Origin of the sequence: Pseudomonas sp. Ag1 (assembly GCF_000278565.1) — a bacterium.
In the GTDB taxonomy this organism is placed as follows: Bacteria; Pseudomonadota; Gammaproteobacteria; order Pseudomonadales; family Pseudomonadaceae; genus Aquipseudomonas.
Window position 1 is genome coordinate 66,032 of sequence record NZ_AKVH01000111.1, and the last position, 21,842, is coordinate 87,873.

Annotated in this window: 26 protein-coding genes; 14 read left to right on the plus strand and 12 right to left on the minus strand. The window is 60.4% G+C overall.

Annotated features, from left to right (window positions below; genetic code table 11):
* The first annotated feature begins 53 nt into the window (after nucleotides 1–53).
* The 3 genes from A462_RS04445 to A462_RS04435 all read left to right on the plus strand — a co-directional run bounded on the left by A462_RS04445 (nucleotide 54) and on the right by A462_RS04435 (nucleotide 2,318).
* Nucleotides 54–1,142 (plus strand): asparaginase, encoded by a 1,089-nt coding sequence (locus A462_RS04445; protein ID WP_003219965.1) that lies wholly within the window; start codon nucleotides 54–56, stop codon nucleotides 1,140–1,142.
* 230 nt (nucleotides 1,143–1,372) lie between these two features.
* A complete protein-coding gene (locus A462_RS04440) occupies nucleotides 1,373–1,624 on the plus strand; it encodes a DUF1654 domain-containing protein (RefSeq protein ID WP_008438695.1) in 252 nt (83 codons plus the stop codon).
* 4 nt (nucleotides 1,625–1,628) lie between these two features.
* On the plus strand, nucleotides 1,629–2,318 hold the full coding sequence (locus tag A462_RS04435; RefSeq protein ID WP_008438696.1) for an endonuclease: 690 nt from the start codon (nucleotides 1,629–1,631) through the stop codon (nucleotides 2,316–2,318).
* A 43-nt stretch (nucleotides 2,319–2,361) separates the two neighbouring features.
* Here the strand turns inward: A462_RS04435 and A462_RS04430 are convergent, their stop codons facing one another.
* Nucleotides 2,362–2,739 (minus strand): hypothetical protein, encoded by a 378-nt coding sequence (locus A462_RS04430; RefSeq protein WP_032899812.1) that lies wholly within the window; start codon nucleotides 2,737–2,739, stop codon nucleotides 2,362–2,364.
* A gap of 263 nt (nucleotides 2,740–3,002) precedes the next feature.
* Between A462_RS04430 and csrA the strand changes: the two genes are divergently transcribed.
* On the plus strand, nucleotides 3,003–3,197 hold the full coding sequence (csrA, locus tag A462_RS04425) for a carbon storage regulator CsrA (RefSeq protein WP_003192511.1): 195 nt from the start codon (nucleotides 3,003–3,005) through the stop codon (nucleotides 3,195–3,197).
* A 120-nt stretch (nucleotides 3,198–3,317) separates the two neighbouring features.
* On the opposite strand, the gene A462_RS04420 is transcribed toward csrA, so the two are convergent.
* Nucleotides 3,318–3,776 carry a DUF2214 family protein gene (locus tag A462_RS04420; RefSeq protein ID WP_008438699.1) on the minus strand — a complete coding sequence of 153 codons (459 nt, stop codon included), beginning with the start codon at nucleotides 3,774–3,776 and terminating at the stop codon, nucleotides 3,318–3,320.
* Nucleotides 3,777–3,946: 170 nt separating this feature from the next.
* Between A462_RS04420 and A462_RS04415 the strand changes: the two genes are divergently transcribed.
* Together A462_RS04415 and A462_RS04410 are read left to right on the plus strand one after the other, a co-directional pair.
* Entirely contained in the window at nucleotides 3,947–4,207 is a 261-nt protein-coding gene (locus A462_RS04415; protein WP_003219977.1) for a hypothetical protein, read from the plus strand.
* A gap of 159 nt (nucleotides 4,208–4,366) precedes the next feature.
* Nucleotides 4,367–4,681: a hypothetical protein gene (locus A462_RS04410; RefSeq protein WP_008438700.1), complete on the plus strand. Its 315-nt coding sequence runs from the start codon at nucleotides 4,367–4,369 to the stop codon at nucleotides 4,679–4,681.
* 17 nt (nucleotides 4,682–4,698) lie between these two features.
* Here the strand turns inward: A462_RS04410 and A462_RS04405 are convergent, their stop codons facing one another.
* The gene (locus tag A462_RS04405; protein ID WP_003219982.1) at nucleotides 4,699–5,373 is read right to left on the minus strand and encodes an HAD-IA family hydrolase; all 675 of its coding nucleotides are present in this window, start codon (nucleotides 5,371–5,373) and stop codon (nucleotides 4,699–4,701) included.
* Between the two features lie 243 nt (nucleotides 5,374–5,616).
* Here A462_RS04405 and A462_RS04400 point away from each other — a divergent pair, with 243 nt between their 5' ends.
* The 5 genes from A462_RS04400 (at nucleotide 5,617) to A462_RS04380 (ending at nucleotide 9,262) form a co-directional block, all read left to right on the plus strand.
* Entirely contained in the window at nucleotides 5,617–5,829 is a 213-nt protein-coding gene (locus tag A462_RS04400; RefSeq protein WP_003219983.1) for a hypothetical protein, read from the plus strand.
* Between the two features lie 161 nt (nucleotides 5,830–5,990).
* On the plus strand, nucleotides 5,991–6,761 hold the full coding sequence (locus tag A462_RS04395; protein ID WP_008438701.1) for an alpha/beta fold hydrolase: 771 nt from the start codon (nucleotides 5,991–5,993) through the stop codon (nucleotides 6,759–6,761).
* Between the two features lie 111 nt (nucleotides 6,762–6,872).
* Nucleotides 6,873–7,130: a DUF2790 domain-containing protein gene (locus tag A462_RS04390; RefSeq protein WP_003219985.1), complete on the plus strand. Its 258-nt coding sequence runs from the start codon at nucleotides 6,873–6,875 to the stop codon at nucleotides 7,128–7,130.
* A gap of 51 nt (nucleotides 7,131–7,181) precedes the next feature.
* On the plus strand, nucleotides 7,182–7,853 hold the full coding sequence (locus A462_RS04385; protein ID WP_003219986.1) for a heavy metal response regulator transcription factor: 672 nt from the start codon (nucleotides 7,182–7,184) through the stop codon (nucleotides 7,851–7,853).
* A complete protein-coding gene (locus tag A462_RS04380) occupies nucleotides 7,850–9,262 on the plus strand; it encodes a heavy metal sensor histidine kinase (RefSeq protein WP_008438702.1) in 1,413 nt (470 codons plus the stop codon). Before A462_RS04385 ends, A462_RS04380 begins: the two co-directional genes overlap by 4 nt.
* On the opposite strand, the gene pcp is transcribed toward A462_RS04380, so the two are convergent.
* The 8 genes from pcp to A462_RS04340 form a co-directional block, all read right to left on the minus strand.
* Entirely contained in the window at nucleotides 9,255–9,902 is a 648-nt protein-coding gene (gene pcp / locus A462_RS04375) for a pyroglutamyl-peptidase I (RefSeq protein WP_008438704.1), read from the minus strand. The genes A462_RS04380 and pcp overlap by 8 nt on opposite strands.
* 7 nt (nucleotides 9,903–9,909) lie before the next feature.
* The gene (locus A462_RS04370; RefSeq protein WP_003219989.1) at nucleotides 9,910–10,860 is read right to left on the minus strand and encodes a DUF979 domain-containing protein; all 951 of its coding nucleotides are present in this window, start codon (nucleotides 10,858–10,860) and stop codon (nucleotides 9,910–9,912) included.
* A complete protein-coding gene (locus tag A462_RS04365) occupies nucleotides 10,857–11,570 on the minus strand; it encodes a DUF969 domain-containing protein (protein WP_003219990.1) in 714 nt (237 codons plus the stop codon). The genes A462_RS04370 and A462_RS04365 overlap by 4 nt, the downstream gene beginning before the upstream one ends.
* Before the next feature lie 337 nt (nucleotides 11,571–11,907).
* A complete protein-coding gene (locus A462_RS04360) occupies nucleotides 11,908–12,333 on the minus strand; it encodes a GNAT family N-acetyltransferase (protein WP_008438705.1) in 426 nt (141 codons plus the stop codon).
* A gap of 51 nt (nucleotides 12,334–12,384) precedes the next feature.
* Nucleotides 12,385–13,149 carry an IclR family transcriptional regulator gene (locus A462_RS04355; RefSeq protein ID WP_003219993.1) on the minus strand — a complete coding sequence of 255 codons (765 nt, stop codon included), beginning with the start codon at nucleotides 13,147–13,149 and terminating at the stop codon, nucleotides 12,385–12,387.
* A gap of 117 nt (nucleotides 13,150–13,266) precedes the next feature.
* Entirely contained in the window at nucleotides 13,267–14,586 is a 1,320-nt protein-coding gene (locus tag A462_RS04350; protein WP_008438706.1) for an MFS transporter, read from the minus strand.
* A gap of 47 nt (nucleotides 14,587–14,633) precedes the next feature.
* Nucleotides 14,634–15,833: a CaiB/BaiF CoA transferase family protein gene (locus tag A462_RS04345; protein WP_003219995.1), complete on the minus strand. Its 1,200-nt coding sequence runs from the start codon at nucleotides 15,831–15,833 to the stop codon at nucleotides 14,634–14,636.
* Complete coding sequence (locus A462_RS04340; RefSeq protein WP_032899838.1) at nucleotides 15,830–16,771, minus strand: hydroxymethylglutaryl-CoA lyase; 942 nt, start codon at nucleotides 16,769–16,771, stop codon at nucleotides 15,830–15,832. The genes A462_RS04345 and A462_RS04340 overlap by 4 nt, the downstream gene beginning before the upstream one ends.
* A gap of 320 nt (nucleotides 16,772–17,091) precedes the next feature.
* Here A462_RS04340 and A462_RS04335 point away from each other — a divergent pair, with 320 nt between their 5' ends.
* The 3 genes from A462_RS04335 (at nucleotide 17,092) to A462_RS04325 (ending at nucleotide 20,446) form a co-directional block, all read left to right on the plus strand.
* The gene (locus A462_RS04335; RefSeq protein ID WP_008438710.1) at nucleotides 17,092–18,018 is read left to right on the plus strand and encodes an SMP-30/gluconolactonase/LRE family protein; all 927 of its coding nucleotides are present in this window, start codon (nucleotides 17,092–17,094) and stop codon (nucleotides 18,016–18,018) included.
* A gap of 109 nt (nucleotides 18,019–18,127) precedes the next feature.
* Complete coding sequence (locus A462_RS04330; RefSeq protein ID WP_008438714.1) at nucleotides 18,128–19,414, plus strand: CitMHS family transporter; 1,287 nt, start codon at nucleotides 18,128–18,130, stop codon at nucleotides 19,412–19,414.
* Nucleotides 19,415–19,531: 117 nt separating this feature from the next.
* Nucleotides 19,532–20,446: an SGNH/GDSL hydrolase family protein gene (locus A462_RS04325; RefSeq protein WP_008438716.1), complete on the plus strand. Its 915-nt coding sequence runs from the start codon at nucleotides 19,532–19,534 to the stop codon at nucleotides 20,444–20,446.
* 9 nt (nucleotides 20,447–20,455) lie between these two features.
* Here A462_RS04325 and A462_RS04320 read toward each other — a convergent pair whose 3' ends face one another.
* Nucleotides 20,456–21,658 carry an ROK family transcriptional regulator gene (locus A462_RS04320; RefSeq protein WP_008438718.1) on the minus strand — a complete coding sequence of 401 codons (1,203 nt, stop codon included), beginning with the start codon at nucleotides 21,656–21,658 and terminating at the stop codon, nucleotides 20,456–20,458.
* Nucleotides 21,659–21,842 lie beyond the last annotated feature (184 nt).

Sequence of the window (21,842 nt, forward strand, 5' to 3'; positions counted from 1 at the left end):
AGTGTTTCTAGATGAACCTGCATCAGCACTCATCAAAACTAGAGAGAAGAATAATGAAATCTGCGTTGAAAACTTTCGTACCGGGCGCGTTAGCCCTCCTGCTGTTGTTCCCCGTTGCCGCTCAGGCAAAAGAAGCTGAAACCCAGCAAAAACTGTCCAACGTGGTGATCCTTGCCACCGGCGGCACCATCGCCGGCGCCGGCGCCAGCGCGGCCAACAGTGCGACCTACCAGGCCGCCAAGGTCGGCATCGAACAATTGATCGCCGGTGTTCCTGAGCTTAGCCAGATCGCCAATGTCCGCGGCGAACAAGTATTGCAAATTGCCTCCGAAAGCATCACCAACGAAAACCTCCTGCAACTGGGTCGTCGTGTCGCCGAACTGGCCGACAGCAAGGACGTCGACGGCATCGTGATCACCCACGGTACCGACACCCTGGAAGAGACTGCCTACTTCCTCAACCTGGTGGAAAAGACCGACAAGCCAATCGTCGTGGTCGGCTCGATGCGCCCAGGCACCGCCATGTCGGCTGATGGCATGCTCAACCTGTACAACGCCGTTGCCGTCGCCGGCAGCAAGGACGCCCGCGGCAAAGGCGTACTGGTGACCATGAACGACGAGATCCAGTCGGGTCGCGACGTCAGCAAGATGATCAACATCAAGACTGAAGCGTTCAAGAGCCCATGGGGCCCGCTGGGCATGGTGGTTGAAGGCAAATCCTACTGGTTCCGCCTGCCAGCCAAGCGTCACACCATGAACTCGGAATTCGACATCAAGACCATCAAAAGCCTGCCGGACGTCGAAATCGCCTATTCCTATGGCAACGTAAGCGACACCGCCTACAAGGCCCTGGCCCAGGCCGGCGCGAAAGCCATCATCCACGCCGGTACCGGCAATGGTTCGGTGTCGTCCAAGGTGGTGCCTGCCCTGCAGGAACTGCGCAAGCAAGGCGTACAGATCATTCGCTCTTCCCACGTGAATGCCGGTGGTTTCGTTCTGCGTAACGCCGAACAACCAGACGACAAATACGACTGGGTAGTTGCCCATGACCTGAACCCGCAGAAAGCCCGCATCCTGGCCATGGTCGCCCTGACCAAAACCCAGGACAGCAAGGAACTGCAACGGATGTTCTGGGAATATTGATCGCTCCCGGGCCCGGCCGGCAACGGTTGGGCCATCCCGCTCGTGGCGTACCGCGAGCGGGTCTGATTTCCCCCGCTTTATCCCCCGCGCAAAAAAAACTTTGAAAAACAAAGCGTTCCTACACCAAATCGGCAAAACCACTGTCAGAAGAACTTCTTGAATTTTAAGCAGTTGCGAAATTGCCCACAGTTAAATACTGTATGCACGTACAGCCTAATAAGGAATACTCCGTGGCAAAGCCTTCTTCCGCAGCACCCGCAGCGCCTGACGCCTATCAACGCCTGGCCGTTCGCGTGCAAAAAATCATCAATTCCACCAACGCCCAGAAGAACAAGGCGGCGTTGATCTTCCGTTTGCCGGAGGAACCGGAAGACGAGTGGGCACGACTACTGGAGGAGATCGCAGAAAACGACAACGTCACCCTCGCCTATCGCGATGACGGCGGCGTGCAGATTTTCTGGGTTGTGCCGAAGGAAGATTGAGTCAATGAGTGTCCGTTTTATCAGTCTGTTGTGTGTGTTTTTTGCTGTTACCGCTCAAGCCCAAGCCCCCAGGACATTCAGCGAAGCCAAGAAAATCGCCTGGAAACTGTATGAACCGCAATCCACGGAGTTCTATTGCGGCTGCAAATACAACGGCAACCGGGTAGACCTGAAAGCCTGCGGCTATATCCCGCGCAAAAACGCCAACCGGGCAGCACGTATTGAATGGGAACACATTGTTCCGGCCTGGCAGATCGGCCATCAGCGCCAGTGCTGGCAGGATGGCGGGCGCAAGAACTGCACCCGCAAGGACGCGGTCTACAAGCGGGCCGAAGCCGACCTGCACAACCTGGTGCCGAGCATCGGCGAGGTGAATGGCGACCGAAACAATTTCAGTTTTGGCTGGCTGCCGGTACAAAGCGGCCAATATGGATCATGCCTGACCCAGGTGGACTTCAAGGCCAAGAAGGTCATGCCCCGCCCTTCCATTCGCGGCATGATCGCCCGAACCTATTTCTATATGAGCAAGCAGTATGGCCTGCGCCTGTCGAAACAGGATCGCCAGCTGTATGAAGCCTGGAACAAGACCTACCCGGTACAGCCCTGGGAACGCCAGCGCAATCAAACCGTGGCGTGCGTGATGGGGCGCGGCAATGAATTTGTCGGCCCGGTGAACTTGAAAGCCTGCGGCTGAACGAAAAAAGCGGGAGCGCCATGGCCTCCCGCTTGTCGACTCTTTACTGCGCAACCTTGTGTTCGATGACCTCGGACACCGTGTCATTCTTCTTCGCAGTGGCCAGTTTCTCGGTCAACTGCGCTTGTTTCGCCTCGGCCTCGGCCTTGGTGCTGAATGGGCCCAGCAGCACCTGGTCCTTACCGTCTTCCTTCGCCAGATAGAAACTGAAACCGTGTTCCAGCAACCACGCGGTCAGGTCAGTCATCGCCTGCAGCTTGTGATCCGGCGGCCCCACCCATACATCCCATTCTTGAGAGGCGATCGCGCCGACCGCAGGTTGCGCCTGGGCGGGCGCCTCGGCAACGGCAGGCCTGGCCTTGGGGGCGTCGACACTTTTACCTTCACCGCAACCGGCCAATGCCAACACCGCAATTGCCATCGCTACTTTACGCACTACCCTGCTCCTTAGAGGATCAAAGAGGCGACTTTATCATTCACTGTCTATTCTGGCCGTCATAAACGTTGGCTTAAACAATGCGAATGATGTATCGCAGACCTGTATGATGGCGGCATGGGAATTAATGCCGCCTCTATGCGTCCTAAAAGAGGCAGCCACAGGGAAGCGCTTCGCAGTAAGCTACACACATCCGACATCTGCCCTGTCTGAAACATGTGTCCTTCAAAGCAATCAAGGAGAAGTCCATGCTGATACTCACCCGCAAAGTCGGTGAAAGCATAAACATCGGTGATGACATCACGATCACCATCCTGGGCGTTAGCGGCCAGCAAGTAAGAATCGGCATCAATGCTCCAAAGGACGTTGCCGTGCATCGCGAGGAGATCTACCAACGTATCCAGGCGGGCCTGACGGCTCCGGATAAAAACCAGACACCTTGAAGCGCCTCCAGTAGCCAGCCCTTTCGTTCACTGTAACGGCTGGCGAAAACCTCTTTCAGCCTGCTCGCGGCTTCCCGCGGCCAGCGCGCCCTATTCCCTTGTTCCAGCGTCAGGCCAGCGTCATCCCAGGCCGACACCGCGTGCCATGCCACTCGCTGCAATCATCATCAGCACCAGCAGTAACGCCTGCACATGGCTGATGCGCGCAAAAAGACCTGCCTGGTGCAAATCGAGGCGCGTGCCACGCGCCAACGCGATGCGCCATTTGATAAAGCGAATCATCGGCGCGAGCTCCAGTAACAAAATTAATACAAGCAGCGTCATCTTCACGTGAAACAACGGCTGGTGCAGGTAATAATCACTGCCCTTTTCGTAGCCGCCAAAGGCCCGCAGGCCACCGGTTACCAATAACACCAGGGCACTGATTCCCCAGATGTTGTCCGCGATCAATACGCGGCGCAGGGTGGATGGGTCACTATCAGATACACCGCGCAATGCCTTGCCACGCGCAAGCACGGCCGACAATGCCATGGCGAATGCCAGTAAATGGACTGCTGCAAGAAACCACTGAACCAACATAAGGCGTACTCCCTTTTGTATGACACATGGCAGGAACACTTCTCAGTAATAGTCGCTGGCTGCGTTCTACGCATGAACCATCCTGCAAACAAAGGGAACTTGTGGAGTTTTCCAGGGCCGAATCTCGTGACAAATCCCCTACAGTCTGCAGCGCGCCAAGGAGCACGTTGATGAGGCGTACCGTTAAACAGCCTTACTTATCCAAGTCTTGGTTGATTGTCACGCTGATCAGCGTGGCGTTTGTGGCGCTGGAGTATGGCCTCAAGTTCGAAATCGAAGGTTCCTCCGACAAAGCCTACTCATGGCTGGACCTGACGCTGTTCCTGAGCGCGTACTTGTTTTTCTTCTGCCTCAAGCCCATTCAGGTCGCCGTCCATCGCAGACTGTGCCGGCGCGCGCCTCACAGTGATCGCCGCAAAGCCTCATCCTGACGGCTTTGGGTTTCATCTTGAAGTTCGTTGCCCCAGCGCGGTGTATCCCGCAAGCGGGTTGAAACCGTCGCCGCACTTGCTATCAGATCGCCGGTATTTACAGCTGCGCGACACAACCTATGCTTGGGCATGCACGGTCGGTGAAAGGTTGTAGCGCTGATGGACACACTGAGTAAAAGCGAAATCGAATCAGCACTGGCAGCGCGCCTGCCGAGCTACAAAATCGTCTGCACCCTGCATGCCGATGGCACGCTTTCCGCGATTCTCAGCGGCCCGGAAGCTGATCACTTTGCGGTGACCGGCATCGTCCGCGCACACCATCGAGGGCCGGAGGCGATTGCCAGGCTTGCCAGCGAAATCCTCAAGGAAATGGTCTTGTCCCGCCAGGGGCTCAAGGGCAACCGCCTGCAGACGCTCACTGGAAACGGCTCCAACGTTGAACCGCCCCTTTACGAAGAAGGCCGATCCGGGTAACCGGGTCGGCCTTTTTTTTACGCCAGGCGCTGTAGATGCAACAGCCCGGCTTCGTCCCGCTGAACCTGTAGACGCTCATACCCGTCAATCGACGGATGCGCGGTGACCATGGGCACAAGGTGGGTCGACGTCACCACCATCACATCGGCCCCCGCCGCCTCGCCGGCGCGAATCCCGACGCTGGCATCCTCAAACACCAGGCAGTCCTGTACCGGTACTCCCAGCCGTTGCGCACCGAGCACATAACAGGCCGGATCCGGCTTGCCGCTGGCGACATCCTCCGCGGTGACCAGCACCGCCGGCGGGTTGATCCCGGCCGCCTGCATACGGCGCAGAGCCAGTGCCTTGGGGGCAGACGTAACCAGCGCCCATTGATCGCCGGGCAATGCGTTGAGGAATTCCACCGCGCCCGCAATAGCCACCACCCCTTCCACATCCTCAAGTTCAGCCTCGGTAATCCACTGCGCCTCAGCCTGCGCGTCCACACCGGGCAACGCCTGGCGGGTGATGGTATCGATGGCCCGGGCACCATGGATGGTCTTCAGAAAGGCCTCGACATCCAGCCCATGGCGTTCAGCCCAGGTGGCCCATACGCGCTCGGCGGCGGCAATGGAGTTCAGGAGTGTGCCATCCATATCGAACAGAAAGGCGCGGTAACGGTGGGCGAATACAGCTGAATCGCGGGTGGACACTGCTCGGCTTCCTCTTGCTTTCGTCACCCGGTCTTGGGCGCTGACGAACCACTTGCCTGGTGCAATCTACGGATCGGCCCAAACGCTGTAAACCTTCCCGTGGTTTGTATCGGACTGTATGGGAACCCCGCCTGGATACGCGAACCCGCATTTCGCCATGCCTGGGCACACATGGCAGATACACCCCGGCGATTAACTACGACCACCAGCCAATCCGGCTGACTCACGCGTAGGAGCCTCATCATGTTCAATCTCTCGAAAGCTTCGTCCCTGGTACTCGGCCTGACTGTCATCGCGGGCCTCGGGCTGTCATCCATGGCGTCGGCCGACACCCACGCTGGCGCGGTCAAAGACCAGCCATCCCACCTGCTCGCCGAGGGCGGCGCAGATCGCCTGCACGAACGCGGCCTGGCGGAAGGCGGCGCTGAACGCCTGCAAGCAGCCCGTACTGTCTGATGGGTCACCGTCCAACCAGGGCAGCCTTCCGGCTGCCCATTGCATTACAAACTTGTCATCAAGCTGTCAGTGTTGCCCGCACCCTCACTTCATACAGTGAAGTCGTCAGTCACCCACAGCGGGTGACCCAACTTCCCACTGAAAATGAAGCGAGGCCGCCCATGAAACCTGCAAGCAAACTCTGCCTGATCGCCGCCAGCCTGTTGATGCTGGGGACCGGCGCCGCCGTGGCCGGCCCGATTGCACCGGTGAAAGCCAATAACGTAGTGCTGGTACACGGCTCCTGGGCCGACGGTTCCAGTTGGTCCGAAGTGATTACCCGCCTGCAGGCCGCCGGCTTGCATGTAACCGCCGTGCAAAACCCGCTGACCTCAGTGGCGGATGACGTTGCCGCCACCAATCGCGTACTCGATCAACAGGACGGCCCTACCGTGCTGGTCGGCCATTCCTACGCCGGCACCGTGGTCAGCGACGCCGGGGCCAACCCCAAGGTCAGCTCCCTGGTATACGTCGCCGCCCGCGCTCCGGACGCCAACGAAGACTTCGTCGCCCTGTCCGCCAAGTACCCAAGCACACCCGTGCGGGCCGGTGTGGTGGAGCACGACGGTTACCTGACCCTGAACCAGGACGCCTTCCTCAAGTACTTTGCCGCCGATGTACCCCACGCCAAGGCCATGGAGCTGTACGCCGTGCAACAACCGATCGCCAAGACCCTGTTCAGCGGTCGCACCGTCAACGCCGCGTGGCACACCAAGCCGTCCTGGTATGCGGTGTCCAGCAATGACCAGACCATCAACCCGGACCTGGAACGCTTTCTCGCCAAGCGCATGAACGCCACCACCATCGAGGTGCCATCGAGCCACTTGTCCCTGGTTTCCCACGCCAAGGAAATCACCGACCTGATCCTCGAAGCGTCCGGCCGCCAGCCTTAAGCCCTTCATTACGATCTTGTCATCATCCTGTTGGCTGGCTGTTTGTGTCGCCTGGTTACTGTGAACTCACTGCCGGATACCGGCAGCCAACCCTTAAAGAGAGATACCGCCATGAAACTGTTTATCCTCGGCTTTGCTGCCCTCCTCGCCACCGGCTCGGCCTTTGCCGATACCACCGCCACCACCTCGGTGATCCATGACACCCCCGGCTTCTTCATGCACATGGACGTGGCCAAAGTACTGTCGAGCACCGATACCTACGGCCAGTGCGGCATTGTCCCTGCGCGCCTCGACTACCTCGACAGCCAGGGCCGCGAACACGTGCTGGACTATCAAGTACAGGGCATCGGCTGCCCCAATGACAATTGATCGGGCTACACTTGCGCCACGCAAGAACTGCACATCACCAGGGCGAATCCCATGAATATCCTCGTAGTCGAAGACGAGCCCAAAGCGGGCAACTACCTGCTTAACGGCCTGCAGGAACTGGGTTACTCCGTGAGCCTTGCCCGCGATGGCGTGGACGGTTTGCACCAGGCCCTGGAAACCCCGTTCGACGTGATCGTGCTGGACGTGATGATGCCGAAGATGGACGGCTGGGAAGTGCTGCGTCGCCTGCGCAAGGAAGCCGACACGCCGGTGCTGTTCCTGACCGCCCGGGACGATATTGCCGACCGCATCAAGGGCCTGGAACTGGGCGCCGACGATTACCTGATCAAGCCGTTTTCCTTCGCCGAACTGGTGGCGCGCCTGCGCACCCTGACCCGGCGCGGGCCAAGCCGTGAAGAAGAACACTTGCAGATCGCCGACCTGCAGATCGACGTGCTCAAGCGCCGCGTCAGCCGTGGCGGCGTGCGCATCACCCTGACCAACAAGGAGTTCGCCTTGTTGCACTTGTTCGCCACCCATCAGGACCAGGTACTCTCGCGCTCGCTGATCGCCTCAAGGGTGTGGGACATGAATTTCGACAGCGACACCAATGTGGTCGACGTGGCCGTGCGCCGCCTGCGCCTGAAAATCGACGACCCGTTCCAGCTCAAGCTGATCCATAGCGTGCGCGGCATCGGCTATCGCTTCGATACGCAACCATGAGCAAGCCCCGGCATTACTCCCTGACGCTGCGCCTGGCGCTGATCTTCGCCCTGCTGGCGTTCGCCCTGCTGGCAACCCTCGGCGTGGCGCTGTACCGCGACCTTGAGCGCGAACTGATCCACCGCGACGACGCTGCGCTGATCTACCGCGTCGACCAACTGCGCAACCTGCTGAACGACAGCAACACCCTGGACCTGATCAAGACCAAGCCCGAACTGTTCCAGAACATGCTGGGCAACCGCGAATCGGTACTGAGCATCGCCGCACCCGGGCAGAAACCGCTGCTGGAAGTGAACCCCGGCAACATCGACATGCCCGACGTTGCACCGGTGCCCCGGGACCACGCCCTGGAATTCGCCGACGTGCAGCATTTACCCGGCGTCAATGGCGTCCCCTTCTCCACCCTCGCCGCCACCATCGATTCAGGCGACCTGGGCAGCCTGCAAGTCACTACCGGGCGGTTGATGACCGAGCGCACCGCAGTGCTCGCCAGCTACCGGCTGAGTGTCTATATCCTCGCCAGCATCGCGGCATTGGTACTGGCGGTGGTCGGCTACCTGATGGTGCATCGCGGCCTGCTGCCATTGCGGCGCCTGGCCGTGCATGCCCAGGGCATCGGCGTCGGCAACCTCGCCGCGCGCCTCGACAGCCACGGCGCCCCCAAAGAACTGCTGCCGATGATTGATTCGTTCAACACCATGCTCGAACGCCTGGCCAAGGGTTTTGTGCAACTGGGCCAAGTCTCCACCGACATGGCCCACGAACTGCGCACGCCGATCAATAACTTGCTCGGGGAAACCCAGGTGGCGCTGCAGCAACACCGTAGCATCGAGGCCTACCAGCAACTGCTGGCCTCCAACGTCGAAGAACTCGAACGCCTGGCGCGCATGCTCGACAACATGCTGTTCCTGGCCCGCACCGACCCGGCCAGTGCGCTGCGCCAGCGCCAGGAACTGGACGCGGCCGACGAAGTGGAACGCATGGCCGACTACTTCGAAGGCCTGGCGGGCGATGTCGACATCAGCATCCTCGCCCAGGGCGCCGGTGTGATCTGGGCCGAGCCGATGCTGCTGCGCCGTGCCCTGGCCAACCTGTGCGCCAACGCCATCAAATATGGTGCGCCCGCCTCTGAACTGCTGATCCAGGCCACACCCTGCGCCGAAGGCATCAACCTGACAGTGACCAACCACGGCGCGACCATCCCGGCGGAGCACTTGCCCAGGTTGTTCGAGCGGTTTTATCGCGTGGATGAATCACGGGAGCGTTCGGCGCATTCCAATGGATTGGGGCTGTCAATTGTCGCGACCATCATGCAGTTGCATAACGGCCGATACAGCGTGAGCAGCGAGAGCGGTGTGACCTGCTTCGCGTTGTTTTTCCCGGGACGCGAAGCCGAAAACCTCAGCTGACTTGCCCACCCGTTTCAGTGATATCCACCAGGGTATTCCAGGCCGTCAGCAGCGCAATCCGCAAGCCCTCGACCTGCATCGGCAACGCCATCGAGGCCGGCTCGGGTATTCGGCCCACCACCTGCTCGGGCAGCCACGGCACATGGATGAAACCGCTGCGTACCCCTGACCCGGCGAGCGCGTGCTGCAACAGATAGAACACCTGGTTGCACACGAAAGTGCCGGCGGTTTGCGACACGCTGGCCCCAATGCCGGCCTCGCGCACGGCCCTCACCATGGCCTTGCTCGGCAAGGTGCCGAAGTAGGCCGCAGGGCCGCCGGGCAGCACTTCCGTGTCGACAGGTTGCTCACCCAGGTTGTCCGGAATCCGCGCGTCGTTGAGGTTGATCGCGACCCGCTCGATGGAAATATCACTGCGCCCGGGGCCCAGCCCGACAGCAATGACCATCTGCGGGCGGTGTTCGGCCAACAGCTGAGCCAGGCGCTCGCCCGCCGTGGCAAAGGCACAGGGTAACTGGCGCGCGACAATCCGCACATCAGCGCCCAACTGCACACCCTCCAACAGGCGTACCGCCTCCCAGGACGGGTTGACAAGGTCTTGGTCAAACGGTTCGAAACCCGTCAGCAATACAGTGCGCATTACAGCCTCACATCAGCAGGTAGAGCAGGACAATATTGACCACCAGCATCATCAACGCGGTCGGCATCTGTGCCTTGATGACCGCGTTTTTATCCGGCAGCTCCAGCAACGCCGCCGGGACAATATTGAAGTTGGCCGCCATGGGTGTCATCAGCGTACCGCAGTAACCGGAGAACATGCCGATGGCAGCCATCACCGCCGGGTTGCCGCCGTAGATGCCCACCAGCACCGGTACGCCAACGCCGCCGGTCATCACCGGGAAGGCGGCAAAGCCATTGCCCATGATCACGGTAAACAGTGCCATGCCCAACACATACACCATCACCGCTACCAGCTTGTAATCCAGGTTGATATAGGTGGTGGTGATGTGCGCCACCGCTGTGCCCACGCCCGCTTCGTTGAACAACAGCCCGAGCATCGCCAGCATCTGCGGCAGCACCATCGCCCAGCCCAGCGCTTCGGTGAGGCGCCGGGATTCGCGAAGGGCTTGCACCGGCGTGTCCCGCGTCAGCCAGCAGGCCAGCGCCAGTGCAATCAGGCAGCCGATACCCAGGGAAACAAAGGTGGTGTTCTTCGGGTCCAGCAGCGGCACGCCGCCGATCTCGGTGTGTTTGAGCAATACCGAGCCGATCACCGTGGTCAACGGAATGGCCAATGCCGGGATAAACAGTTTATGCCCCAGGCGACCTGCGCTGGCCCGTGCGGCCTTGTCATGCAACTGGGCATGCGCGCCGCGGCCTACGCCGCCCAGGCCCGCGATGAGTGCCATCACCACCACGCCCACGCCGACCACCACCGAGGGCAGGCGCTCCCCCACCAGGAACGGAATGGCAAACAGCAGCCAGAACAACGAACTCGACCAGCGCTTGGGGTGGGTGCGATCCATCAGGATCATCCCGGCGGTGATCACCAGCAGAACGCCGGCCAGCCAGTACAGGTATTGAATGGAAATGATCATTGCGCCGCCTCCGCTGTGTTGGCCGGTAACAGCTCTCGGGTCAGCATTCGGTCAAAGCGGTGCAAGCGAATGGCGTGAATGATGAAGGCGCAGATCGCCGTCGGGATGCCCCAGACCGCAATGTGCAGAGGTTCGACATCAATCCCCGAACCCAGCAGGAAGGTGTGCATCAACGCAATCGCACCAAAGGCGACGAAGATATCCTCGCCAAAAAACAGCCCGACGTTGTCGGTCGCGGCACACATGGCCAGGACCTTGTGGCGAAGCTTGTCGGGGAGTTTGCCATAGCGTTTTTCCGCCGCACCTTCGGCCATCGGCGCCAGCAACGGGCGCACCATCTGCGGGTGCCCGCCCAGACTCGTCAGGCCCATGGCCGCTGTGGATTCACGCACAAAGAGATAGATGATCAGCAAGCGCCCGACCGTGGCCCGCTCAAAGCGCGCGATCCAGTTTTGCGCATGCAGGCGCAAGCCATGGCGCTCCAGCAAGCCGATGACAGCCAGGGGCAACAACAGGATCAATTGCAAGGCGCGAGTCTGGAGGAAGCCGTCGCCCATGGTGGCGAGGATCTTTTCCAGTGGAAAGTGGGCGGCAAACCCGGTGGCAATCGCTGCCGCCGTGACGACCAGCAGCGGATTGAAGCGCAACACAAAGCCGACCACGATGACGAGTACGCCAATCAGCGGCCATAGGTTCACAACAGTTTGCATGGTGGTGAGGTCCTTAAGTGCGCGCTGCGGCGCCAGTAAAGCAGGTAGTGAACAAAGGGTTCACTGCAAGAAAACGGCGTGCAGCCCGGCTCGATTTTTTATTGTTGACCTGGAAGGTCGAGCGTCAGTGGCCGCATCTTTGCTGCTTGGGGAGGGAGGTGTCCAACAAGAAAAATTGTTGCTGCAATCCAATAAAGTTTGTGGGTGTTTGAAGCGTTAGAGGGCATTTGTCGGCCCGTTTGAAGAGAAGGCCCAGGCGCAGAACGTGCTCAGGTACTTGAAGTCCGATAAAGGGCTGGACGGCTTGGTCACGTGGCGGTCGGTGACCCGCTAGCCCTCAGCCCAGGTGCTTCTGGAAAAAGTGGCGCGTGTGTCCTGGCGGGTACTCGGCAATATGCCCGAACTCGCTGAAACCCATCTTCCGGTAGAACCCGGGCGCCTGGAAGCTGAAGGTGTCCAGCCAGATCCCCGCACACCCTTTCTCCCGTGCCAGCTCCTCAGCCGCGAGCATCAGCCGCGAGCCCATGCCTTGAGTGCGCATTGACTCAGGCACGCTCAACAGCTCAATGAACATCCAGCCATAGGAAATTTTCCCGTACAGGCCGCCCACCACTTCCTGGCTGGCGGGATCACGCAGTAACAGCCCGAACGTTTCGAACGGGTTCTCGCCGCATTGGCTGATGTTGTATGCCCTCAGCGGCTGAAGGATGGCCTGGCGCTCTTGCTCCGTCACCTCAAACGACAGTTCCATTGCCACGTCCATCTTGATCGTCCTGTGTTGAATTCCAGATCAGCCCACAAAAACACCACCCCTTCAAGGATTGAGTTTTTCCAGGGCCGCTCGCAACGCGGTGTTGTTGCCGCCCAACGCGCTGGTGGCGATCGCCGCGTTGCGCAGCAGGATCGATGCGGCGTGGGGGATGTGTTCTTTCAGCAATCGGTCGGAGGGGCCCGACAGCGTCAACGCGCCCTTGAGCTCACCGCCCATTGCAAACACGGGGACGGAGACGGCGGTGGTTTCCGGGTCGCGTTCGCCGAACGAGCAGGCCCAGCAGCGTTCACGCTCCTGAGTCAGTGTGGCGTCACCCTGGCGTGAGAACGCGCGCAGGACCTTGCCGGAAGCCCCGGCATGCAGCGGGAACCGCGCGCCTTCCAGCACCGAGACCCGCACCGCGCGCTTGGGCTCGACACGGAACAACACCACCCGGCTGCCGTTTTCATAGACGTAAAAAGACGAGGTCTCGCCGCTCTCTTCGGTGATGGATTCCAGCAGCGGCAGGATCACATCCCGCAAGCGGAACGAGGCTTGATATAGCTGGGACAGGCGCAGAGGTTCAGGCCCGACGGCGTATTGGCCGTCACTCAAGCGCCGCACAAACCCGGCTTTTTCCAGCGAGGTGATCAGGCGCAGGATGGTGCTTTTATACAAGCCGGTGCGCCGGGCGATCTCCGCCAGGCTCAAGCTCTCCTGGTCGATATTAAAGGCCGCGAGAATGGAAAACGCGCGATCGACTGCAGCAACGCCGCCTTCCGGACTGCCGGCTTGATCAGCAAGACTGTTGTTGGGTTCGGTACTCATGGCCACTCATTGGGTATTCATCGCCGGCGCAAGCGGCGGCATCATTGCCGTCCCGGTCGCGCCAGACACTTTCAGTCGCCGTAACATACCCTTTTGCGCCGGGGTGCAGCCACCGCATTATGCTTCCCGCAGGAAAAGCCGCAGCGACATAACCATCGCGGCCGCGACGAACATGATGCACCCCATCACCATCAGGCCCGCCGTGAACGAGCCGGTGTAATCCTTGAGAAAGCCCATCAGGTATGGCCCGACAAAACCGCCAAAGGCACCAATCGAGTTAATCAGCGCAATACCACCGGCAGCGGCCTGGCCACGCAGGAACTTGCCCGGCAAGGTGTAGAAAATGGTCTTGCCGGCAATCGTCCCCACCAGCGCCAGGGTGATCCCGGCCAGGGCGGCCACCAATGTGTCCATCTGCAAGGCGACCAATAGCGCCAGGCCAGCCAGCAGCATGGCCACGGTCAGGTTGAAAATCCCCTTGCCGGTGCGGTCCACGTGTTTCGCCCAAACCAACAGGCCGATGGTTGCAAAAAAGTAGGGAATCGCCGCCACCCAGCCAATCATGCTGATCTCGACACCGTGGGCCTTGAGCATCTGCGGCAGCCAGATTCCAATGCCGTAGGAGCCCAGGGTAAAACTGAAGGTAATCGAGCTGAGGATCCACACCCGAGGGTCTTTCAGGGCAGCCTTGAAGCCGTGGCGGTGCTGGCCCTGGCTTTGCTCTTCAGCCAGCAAGCCGGTGAGCACGGCACGTTCCTTTGCCGACAGCCATTTGGCTTCGGAAGGCTGGTTGGTCAGCACTTTCAACGTGATCAGCCCGAGGATGCACGCCGGGACGCCCTCGATCAGAAACATCCATTGCCAGCCTGCCAAACCCCAGATGCCGTGCATTTGCAGGAGCCACACCGACAGCGGGCCGCCCACCAGGAACGAAATCGGCGTGGCCGCGGTAAACCATGCCAGCACCCGCGTGCGGTACTGCGCCGGAAACCACAGGGTCAGGAAAAAGATCACGCCGGGAAAGAACCCGGCCTCGGCCACACCCAGCACCAGGCGCATGGCGTAGAAGCTGTAGGGGCCGACGACCCAGGCGGTGGCAGCCGCCGCAATCCCCCAGGTAATCATGATGCGCGCCATCCACCGCCGGGCGCCAAAGCGGTACATCGCCAGGTTGCTCGGCACCTCACACAGGCAGTAGCCAACGAACATAATCCCCGCACCCAGGCCGAATTGCGTGGCGGTCAAACCCAGCTGTTCGGTCATTTGCAAGGCGGCGTAGCCAGCGCTGGTGCGGTCCAGGTAGTTGAAAAAGTAAGCCAGGGCGAGCAGCGGGATCAGACGCCAGGCGGCCTTGTGCAGGACGCGGGTTTGCTCTGCATCCAGCACCACGGCGGTGATGGCTGGGGCGCCTGATGCAGGTGTCGTGACAATTGCCATGACGGGTTTCCTCGACATTATTGTTATTGGAATGGCGACAAAAGGACCTAGCGGACCACGCCACGAGCGCGCAAGGCGTCGACATCGCTGGCGGCATAACCCAGCTCTTCAAGTAACGCCTGCGAATGGCTGCCCAGTTGTGGCACGTTCAGGCGCGTATCGAAACGCCGGCCATTCATTTCAAACGGCAGCATCGGCACCTTCACTTCCTCGCCGTTATCCAGCGTCAGGTGCGCCAGGCCGCCGGAGGCATTCAGGTGCACATCGTCAAACAGATCCTGAGGCCGCTGGATCGGCGAGAACGGCAAGCCGGCCTGCTCGCACATGTCCATGATTTGCTGCTTGGGCAGCGTGGCCAGCCGCTCCCGCACCAGCGGCAGGATTCGCGAACGGGCATGCACACGCTGGGTGTTGCGCGCCAGTTCGGGGTCGCTGCCCAGTTGTTCAAAACCAAACGCCTGGCAGAAGCTCAGCCATTGGCTGTCACTCACCACGCCCATGAACACCTGCTCGTCATCCCGGGCGTTGAACACGTCATAGATCGCCCACGCTGAAAGACGGCTGGGCATCGGCGCTGCCGGCTGGCCGGTGGTCGCCATCTGCATCATGTGCTGGCCGACCAGGAACGCGGAGTTCTCGAACAGGCCGGTCTGCACAAACTGGCCCTCCCCGGTCGCCTTGCGTTGCCACAGTGCGGCCAGGATCGAGATGGCGCTGAACATCCCGCCCATCACGTCATTCACCGAGGCACCAGCGCGTAGCGGGCGGCCTTCGGGGCCGGTCATGTACGCGAGCCCGGACATCATCTGCACCACCTCATCCAGTGCAGTGCGGTGTTCGTAAGGGCCCGGCAAAAAGCCTTTCATGGAGCTGTAGATAACGTCGGGCTTGATCGCCTTGACCTGCTCAAAGCCCAGGCCGAGTTTTTCCATGGCGCCTGGACGAAAGTTTTCGGTGACCACGTCGGCGCTTTCGATCAGCTTGCGCACCGCCGCCATCCCTTCCTCGGTCTTGATGTCGACGGCGAAGCTTTTCTTGTTGCGGTTGTAGGTCATCCAGTAGCCGGCGCCCGAACCGGTCAACCGCCGGGTGTTGTCGCCAGCCGGCGTCGGTTCGACCTTGATCACTTCGGCACCAAGATCGGCCAGCACCAGCCCGCAGGTCGGGCCCATGACCATGTGCACAAACTCGACCACGCGGATGCCCGCCAATGGCAGCGCCTGGATCTTGTGATTCTGCGTGTTCATCGTACAGCCCCTGCGTAGTGGAAGTTCTTGCCCACGCCGGCATCCGGAATGAACCCGTAGAGCGGCTCGCCTGGCAGGCCTTTTTGCAGCCATTCACGTGCCGCCACCAGCTTGTCGATATCGACGCCGGTACGCAGGCCCATGGATTCGAGCAGGTAAACCAGGTCTTCGGTCACGATGTTGCCCGACGCGCCCGGCGCATATGGGCAGCCGCCAATCCCGCCCTGTGAGGCGTCGAACGTGGTGACCCCCACATCGAGCGCCGCCACCACATTCGCCAGCCCCTGGCCGCGGGTGTTATGGAAATGGGCACTGCCAGCCTTGGCGCCGATTTCGCTGTGCAAGCGGATAAACGCCCGGCGCACCTGAGCCGGGTTGGCATAGCCGACGGTGTCCGCCAGCCCTACCTCATCCACGCCCAGCTCGGCCATGCGCAGCGCCATGCGAATCACATCGTCCTCAGGCACTTCGCCCTGGATCGTGCAACCGAATACCGTCGACAACCCAGCCTCCACTTGCACCTTCGGGAAGTGTTCGTTGCGCAGGGCAATGACCTGGCGAACCTCCTCGAACACCTGTTGATGAGTCTTGCGGATATTGGCCAAGGAATGCGGCTCGCTGACGGAGATCGGCAGGGTGATTTTCTGCACGCCGGCGTCGAAAGCGGCCTGGGCGCCCTTGAGGTTCGGCACCAGCGCCGTGACAAACACGTCCCGGCGTTGACGCATATGCACCACTAAGTGCGCCGCATCGGCCATCTGCGGCAGCAGCTTGGGGGAGACGAATGAGCCTATCTCGATTTCCTTGAGGCCGGCGTCGGCCAAAGCCGTTAGCCACTGCAATTTCAGCGCGGTAGGCATCGTCGCGGCGACGCTTTGCAGGCCATCACGCGGGCCTACCTCGCTGATCAGAATGTCGATGTTTTTATTAGGGGTCATCACCAGGCCTTTAAAGGTCAATTCGCACTTGTTCTATCTGACAGAACGATGTTCTGAAATAAATAATGAGCGCGTTAATTTTCACTGTCAACATCCGAAAAGCGCCCAGCGCTTTTTACTTATATTTGGTTGATCAACGGGCAAGCCAATTCATTGCATTGGTCTGATATGGCAAAAGACAGGGTTGACAGCCCAAGAAATAACCTCGACATTTGTTCTACTAGAAAGCACATTGTTCTATCCAGCAGAACAAAACAATAATGAGACAAGGCTTACCTCCTTTTCAGAGGTGCCTTGCCCGTTCCGTAGGAGTTGATCCTGTGAGCCTGTATGCCCCGCCTCGTGATTTGCCCACTCGCGTCTTCAGCACATTGCCGCAGGTTTTCTGCAAGGACGGAGACTCCGAGTGGGTGCACGCCAACAAACCCGGCCAGCGAGTGAAAAGCTTCCTCGAAGGACCGTCCTTCGATGTGCAGGGCAATCTCTATGTCACGGACATTCCCTACGGCCGGATCTTTCGCATCGACCCGCACGGCAACTGGACCCTGGTGGTGCAATACGACGGCTGGCCCAACGGCCTGAAGATCCATCGCGATGGGCGTATTTTCATTGCCGACTACAAGCACGGCATCCTGACCCTGGACCCTGCCAGTGGCGTCATCACACCGTTTCTGACTCACCACCGCAGCGAAGGCTTCAAGGGTGTGAACGACCTGTTCTTCGACACTGGCGGCAAGCTCTACTTCACCGACCAGGGGCAGACCGGCCAACAGGATCCCACCGGTCGTGTATTCGCCTACGACCTGGAAAATGAGACGCTCACCTGCCTGATCAACAACGGCCCGAGCCCCAACGGCCTGGTCATGGACCTGGCGCAAAACGCGCTGTTCGTCGCCATGACCCGAGGCAACGCGGTGTGGCGCCTGCCGATCCAGCGCGACGGCGGCACAAGCAAAGTCGGGATCTTCACCGCACTGGCGGGCGGCGTGAGTGGCGCCGACGGCATGGCCCTCGACGCGCTCGGCAACCTCTACGTGTGCGATGCCGGCAATGCCTGCGTCTGGGTATTCGATCCCCACGCCGTACCGCTCTATCGCATCCGCAGCTGCACCGAGGGCCGCACCCTGACCAACCTGGCGTTCGGCGGCGAGGGCAACCGGCAACTGTTCATCACCGACTCATCGACCGGCTCGATCCTGGTCGCCGACCTGGAGCACGCCGGCCAACCGATGTTTTCCCACCGCTGAATCCACCGGCACTGAACGCTGCGCGCAGCACGCAGGGACTTCGTTCGCCCTGAAAAAAGCCGGCAGTCACTTGCCTGGCGCCCTATAAGACCAACAAGAAGGCACACCCATGTTGATATTCCTGAGCTACGCCATGATCGTCTGCTTCATGTACCTGATCATGAGCAAGCGCCTGTCACCGCTGGTGGCGCTGCTGCTGGTACCAATCGTCTTCGGCTGCCTGGCCGGCTTCGCCCCGCAACTGGGCGGCATGATGTACGACGGCCTGAAGATGCTCGCCCCCACCGGCATCATGCTGACGTTCGCGATCCTGTATTTCTGCCTGATGACCGACGCAGGCCTGTTCAACCCGCTGATCAAAGTGATCCTGCGCCTGGTCAAGGGCGACCCGCGCAAGATCGTGGTCGGTACCGCCGTACTTGGCCTGTGTGTAGGCCTGGATGGCGACGGCGCCACCACTTACATCATTGCGACCGCTGCGTTTTTGCCGCTGTACCGGCTGACCGGCATCCGCCTGCAAGTCATGGCCACCGTGCTGCTGATGTCGATTGGCGTGATGAATATCCTGCCGTGGGGTGGGCCGTTTTCCCGGGCGGCCAGTGCGATGCATGTGGACATCACCGAGCTGTTCGTGAGCATGGTACCGATCATGCTGGCCGGTGCAGTGTGGGTGTTGTTCGCCGCCTGGTGGCTGGGGCGCATGGAATTCCGCCGCCTGGGCAGAGTGAGCATCAGCGAGGAAGAAGTGCTCAAGGGCTATGCGCATATTCGCCTGAGCGATCCGCGTTTTCTGTTCAACGTGGTGCTGACCATCGCCCTGATCACCTGCATGATGATCAGCCTGATGCCCTTGCCGATCCTGTTCATGATCGCCTTCGGCCTGGCCTGCCTGGTCAACTTCCCGTCCATCAAGCAGCAAAAGGAAGTCATCGCGCGGCATGCCGACAACGTGATGGCGGTGACCTTGCTGATCTTTGCCGCGGGGATTTTTGTCGGGATCATGGGCGGCACCGGCATGGTCAAGGCGATCTCCGACAACCTGATCGCGCTGCTGCCGCAACAGTCCGGGCCTTACCTGTCGGTGATCACCGCGCTGCTGAGCATGCCGTTCACCTATGTGCTGTCCAACGATGCATTCTATTTCGGCGTACTGCCCATCTGGGCACAGACCGCTGCCCACTACGGAATTGATGCGAAGGAAATGGCGATTGCCTCGCTGATCGGTCAGCCGGTGCACTTGCTCAGCCCGTTGGTGGCCTCGACGTACCTGCTGTGCGGCCTGCTGGACATCGACTACGGCGACAACCAGCGCGTCTCGCTGAAATGGACCGTGGGCACGGTGATGGTGATGTTGCTGGCGGCGATTGCGATAGGTGCAATCACCGTCATCAACTGAGGAACGACTGTCGCGGGCGGGACAGTCCTTGCGCCCTCAGCTACATACAGGTCGCAACCGCCGCTGAGGAAATACCGCGCCGCCGGTACTCTGGGGCGACCGCCCGGGAGATTTCCAATGACACTACGCACTTGCTTGGCCGCTCTATTGGTACTGACCGCCTCCACCGTCTTTGCCGCCCCTGGTTACGATCATCTTTTTGCATTCGGTGATAGCTACTCCGACAACGGCGCGGGCGAACGCTTCACCAAAACCCTGGCCACGCAGAAGGTCAAGGACGCGCAGGAACTGCCCGGTTCGTTGTATTGGAAAGGCCGCTGGAGCAACGGCCCGACTGCCGTCGAGAACCTGGCACACGCCTTGAAAATACCCTTGACCGACTACGCGGTCGGCGGGGCCAAGAGTGGCAACGGCAACTACTACACCTGGATGGAGCCGGCGCGCGACACCGGCGTTTCGGGCCAGATCGCTGATTACCTGACGTCCGCCAAGGCACACAAGGCGGACCCGAGGGCGCTGTATTTCATCTTCATTTCCGCCAACGACTTTTTTGAATGGGCGGATTTCTCGCACCCGGAATCGGTTGCAGTGCTCAGCCAGAACAGCGTGGCAAATATCCAGACGGCCACCGAGACATTGATCGCTGCAGGCGCGAAGCAGGTGATGGTGGTGGGCACGACGGATTTGACTCATGTGCCGGCGGTGGTGCAGGGCAATCAAGTCGAGAATGCAAAAAACTATCAGCAGACGCTAGAACAAAAACTTCCGGTAGTGCTGAACACATTGGCCAAAACCCACCAGGTCAGCATCAGCTACTTCGACCATGTGGCGTTCAGCGACAAACTGCGCGCCGCCCCCGAGGTTGCTGGGTTCAAAGACCTCGATACGCCCTGCCAACACACCTATCCGGACGTGAAACCGGTGTGTGAAAACCCGGATGCGCATTACTACTGGGATGAATGGCACCCGACGCGCAAGGTCCATGCCCTGGCCGCCGAGGCGATGCTTGAAACCCTGAAGTCCAGCCGCTGACAGCCGGGTTTATTCCGGCTTGAGCAGCGCCTCGTAGTCCGGGCTGATTTCCGCCAGGATCATCAACGCCGCCGCGCCCAGCGCCACGGCGTCGTGCCCGGCGGTGCCCATTTGAATGCGTGGGTGCAGGCGATCCGAGCGGCTGCTGATGGAGCGACTCAGGGGTTCGAGGCGGGCGATCAGCCGGACCAGAATCGCTTGGGGCAGAAAGCCGCTGATGAGGATTGTCTGCGGGTCGAGTACCGACTCAAGAATGTTGATGGCCTGCTTCAACGCGGGCGCCGCTTCGTCGAGCCAGGCGTCGACGCCTTCATTGAGTTCCTCGTCATTCATGACCCACGTCGCCAGGTCCTGCTCGGCCGGATGCCCCAGGTGCTCCAGCAGCGCGGCGATGGAAATGTAGCGCTCCAGGCAGCCCTGATTACCGCAGTAACAGGTCTTGCCGCCAGGGATCACGGTCATGTGCCCGATCTCGCCGGCGTTGTGCCAATGCCCGGAATACAGGCGGTTGTCCAGGTACAGCCCAGCCCCCAGGCCGCTGCCGATAAACAGATGGACGAAGTTATGCAGGCCGCTGGCGATGCCATACAGCCGCTCGCCCATGGTCGCTGCAGTGGCGTCGTTTTCAATCAGCACCGGAAGGCCGATTTCCCGCTGCAACCTTAGCGGGATGCCCGGGTCGTCCCAGCCGGACATCGCCGTGGGTCCCACGCAGGTCATGCCTTCAACACTGAAAGGCCCCGGCAAGGCAATGCCGACGCCGAGGAAGCGGCCGCCCGCACGCTGCCCGCGCAAATCCTTTACGCAGCCCACGATCAGCGGCAATGCCTGATCGAATGTAGGGTAGCTGACCGTCAATGTCACTTGCGCCACCGTCTCGCCGAGCAGGTCCAGCAACACGGCAATGATGCGATGTTGTTCGACGTGAAAGCCGATCGAGTAGCCGCCTTCGGGGTTCAGCGACAACGGTACCGGTGGCTGGCCACGGCCGCCCTTCTCGGCCGCATGGGCCAGCAAGACCCCCTCTTCCTGCAGCTCGGTGACGATGTTCGACACCGTCTGCGCCGTCAGCGAGGTCAGCCGCGTGAGATCAGCGCGGGTCAGGCGCCCGCTCTGGCGAATGGCTTCCAGGATCACCCGACGGTTGTGCTGTCGGGCATGTTCGGCGTTGGTGCCGGTGGTCACCGCACGTTTGAGCTTGGGATTTTTCATGAGCTGATAATCCGTCGCCGCGATTAATTAAATCAAGTTGAATTAATACTCGCATCGTGCTTTTCTTAGCGCCTCGGACGATTGCGCCTGCAGCAATTTCCGATTACGCCCCATAAAAACAATGACGGGTCGATAGAAGCCCTTGATGGCACGCAATCCCTTTGCAACTGCCCTTGTCCCCTTC

Coding starts and splice junctions, on each gene's coding strand:
- A462_RS04415 (WP_003219977.1), top strand. CDS start 3,947: ATGAGGCGTACCGTTAAACAGCCTTACTTATCCAAGTCTTGGTTGATT.
- A462_RS04385 (WP_003219986.1), top strand. CDS start 7,182: ATGAATATCCTCGTAGTCGAAGACGAGCCCAAAGCGGGCAACTACCTG.
- A462_RS04395 (WP_008438701.1), top strand. CDS start 5,991: ATGAAACCTGCAAGCAAACTCTGCCTGATCGCCGCCAGCCTGTTGATG.
- A462_RS04350 (WP_008438706.1), bottom strand. CDS start 14,586: ATGGCAATTGTCACGACACCTGCATCAGGCGCCCCAGCCATCACCGCC.
- A462_RS04355 (WP_003219993.1), bottom strand. CDS start 13,149: ATGAGTACCGAACCCAACAACAGTCTTGCTGATCAAGCCGGCAGTCCG.
- A462_RS04330 (WP_008438714.1), top strand. CDS start 18,128: ATGTTGATATTCCTGAGCTACGCCATGATCGTCTGCTTCATGTACCTG.
- csrA (WP_003192511.1), top strand. CDS start 3,003: ATGCTGATACTCACCCGCAAAGTCGGTGAAAGCATAAACATCGGTGAT.
- A462_RS04365 (WP_003219990.1), bottom strand. CDS start 11,570: ATGCAAACTGTTGTGAACCTATGGCCGCTGATTGGCGTACTCGTCATC.
- A462_RS04345 (WP_003219995.1), bottom strand. CDS start 15,833: ATGAACACGCAGAATCACAAGATCCAGGCGCTGCCATTGGCGGGCATC.
- pcp (WP_008438704.1), bottom strand. CDS start 9,902: ATGCGCACTGTATTGCTGACGGGTTTCGAACCGTTTGACCAAGACCTT.
- A462_RS04410 (WP_008438700.1), top strand. CDS start 4,367: ATGGACACACTGAGTAAAAGCGAAATCGAATCAGCACTGGCAGCGCGC.
- A462_RS04390 (WP_003219985.1), top strand. CDS start 6,873: ATGAAACTGTTTATCCTCGGCTTTGCTGCCCTCCTCGCCACCGGCTCG.
- A462_RS04360 (WP_008438705.1), bottom strand. CDS start 12,333: ATGGACGTGGCAATGGAACTGTCGTTTGAGGTGACGGAGCAAGAGCGC.
- A462_RS04430 (WP_032899812.1), bottom strand. CDS start 2,739: ATGGCAATTGCGGTGTTGGCATTGGCCGGTTGCGGTGAAGGTAAAAGT.
- A462_RS04380 (WP_008438702.1), top strand. CDS start 7,850: ATGAGCAAGCCCCGGCATTACTCCCTGACGCTGCGCCTGGCGCTGATC.
- A462_RS04325 (WP_008438716.1), top strand. CDS start 19,532: ATGACACTACGCACTTGCTTGGCCGCTCTATTGGTACTGACCGCCTCC.
- A462_RS04370 (WP_003219989.1), bottom strand. CDS start 10,860: ATGATCATTTCCATTCAATACCTGTACTGGCTGGCCGGCGTTCTGCTG.
- A462_RS04420 (WP_008438699.1), bottom strand. CDS start 3,776: ATGTTGGTTCAGTGGTTTCTTGCAGCAGTCCATTTACTGGCATTCGCC.
- A462_RS04400 (WP_003219983.1), top strand. CDS start 5,617: ATGTTCAATCTCTCGAAAGCTTCGTCCCTGGTACTCGGCCTGACTGTC.
- A462_RS04445 (WP_003219965.1), top strand. CDS start 54: ATGAAATCTGCGTTGAAAACTTTCGTACCGGGCGCGTTAGCCCTCCTG.
- A462_RS04435 (WP_008438696.1), top strand. CDS start 1,629: ATGAGTGTCCGTTTTATCAGTCTGTTGTGTGTGTTTTTTGCTGTTACC.
- A462_RS04340 (WP_032899838.1), bottom strand. CDS start 16,771: ATGACCCCTAATAAAAACATCGACATTCTGATCAGCGAGGTAGGCCCG.
- A462_RS04320 (WP_008438718.1), bottom strand. CDS start 21,658: ATGAAAAATCCCAAGCTCAAACGTGCGGTGACCACCGGCACCAACGCC.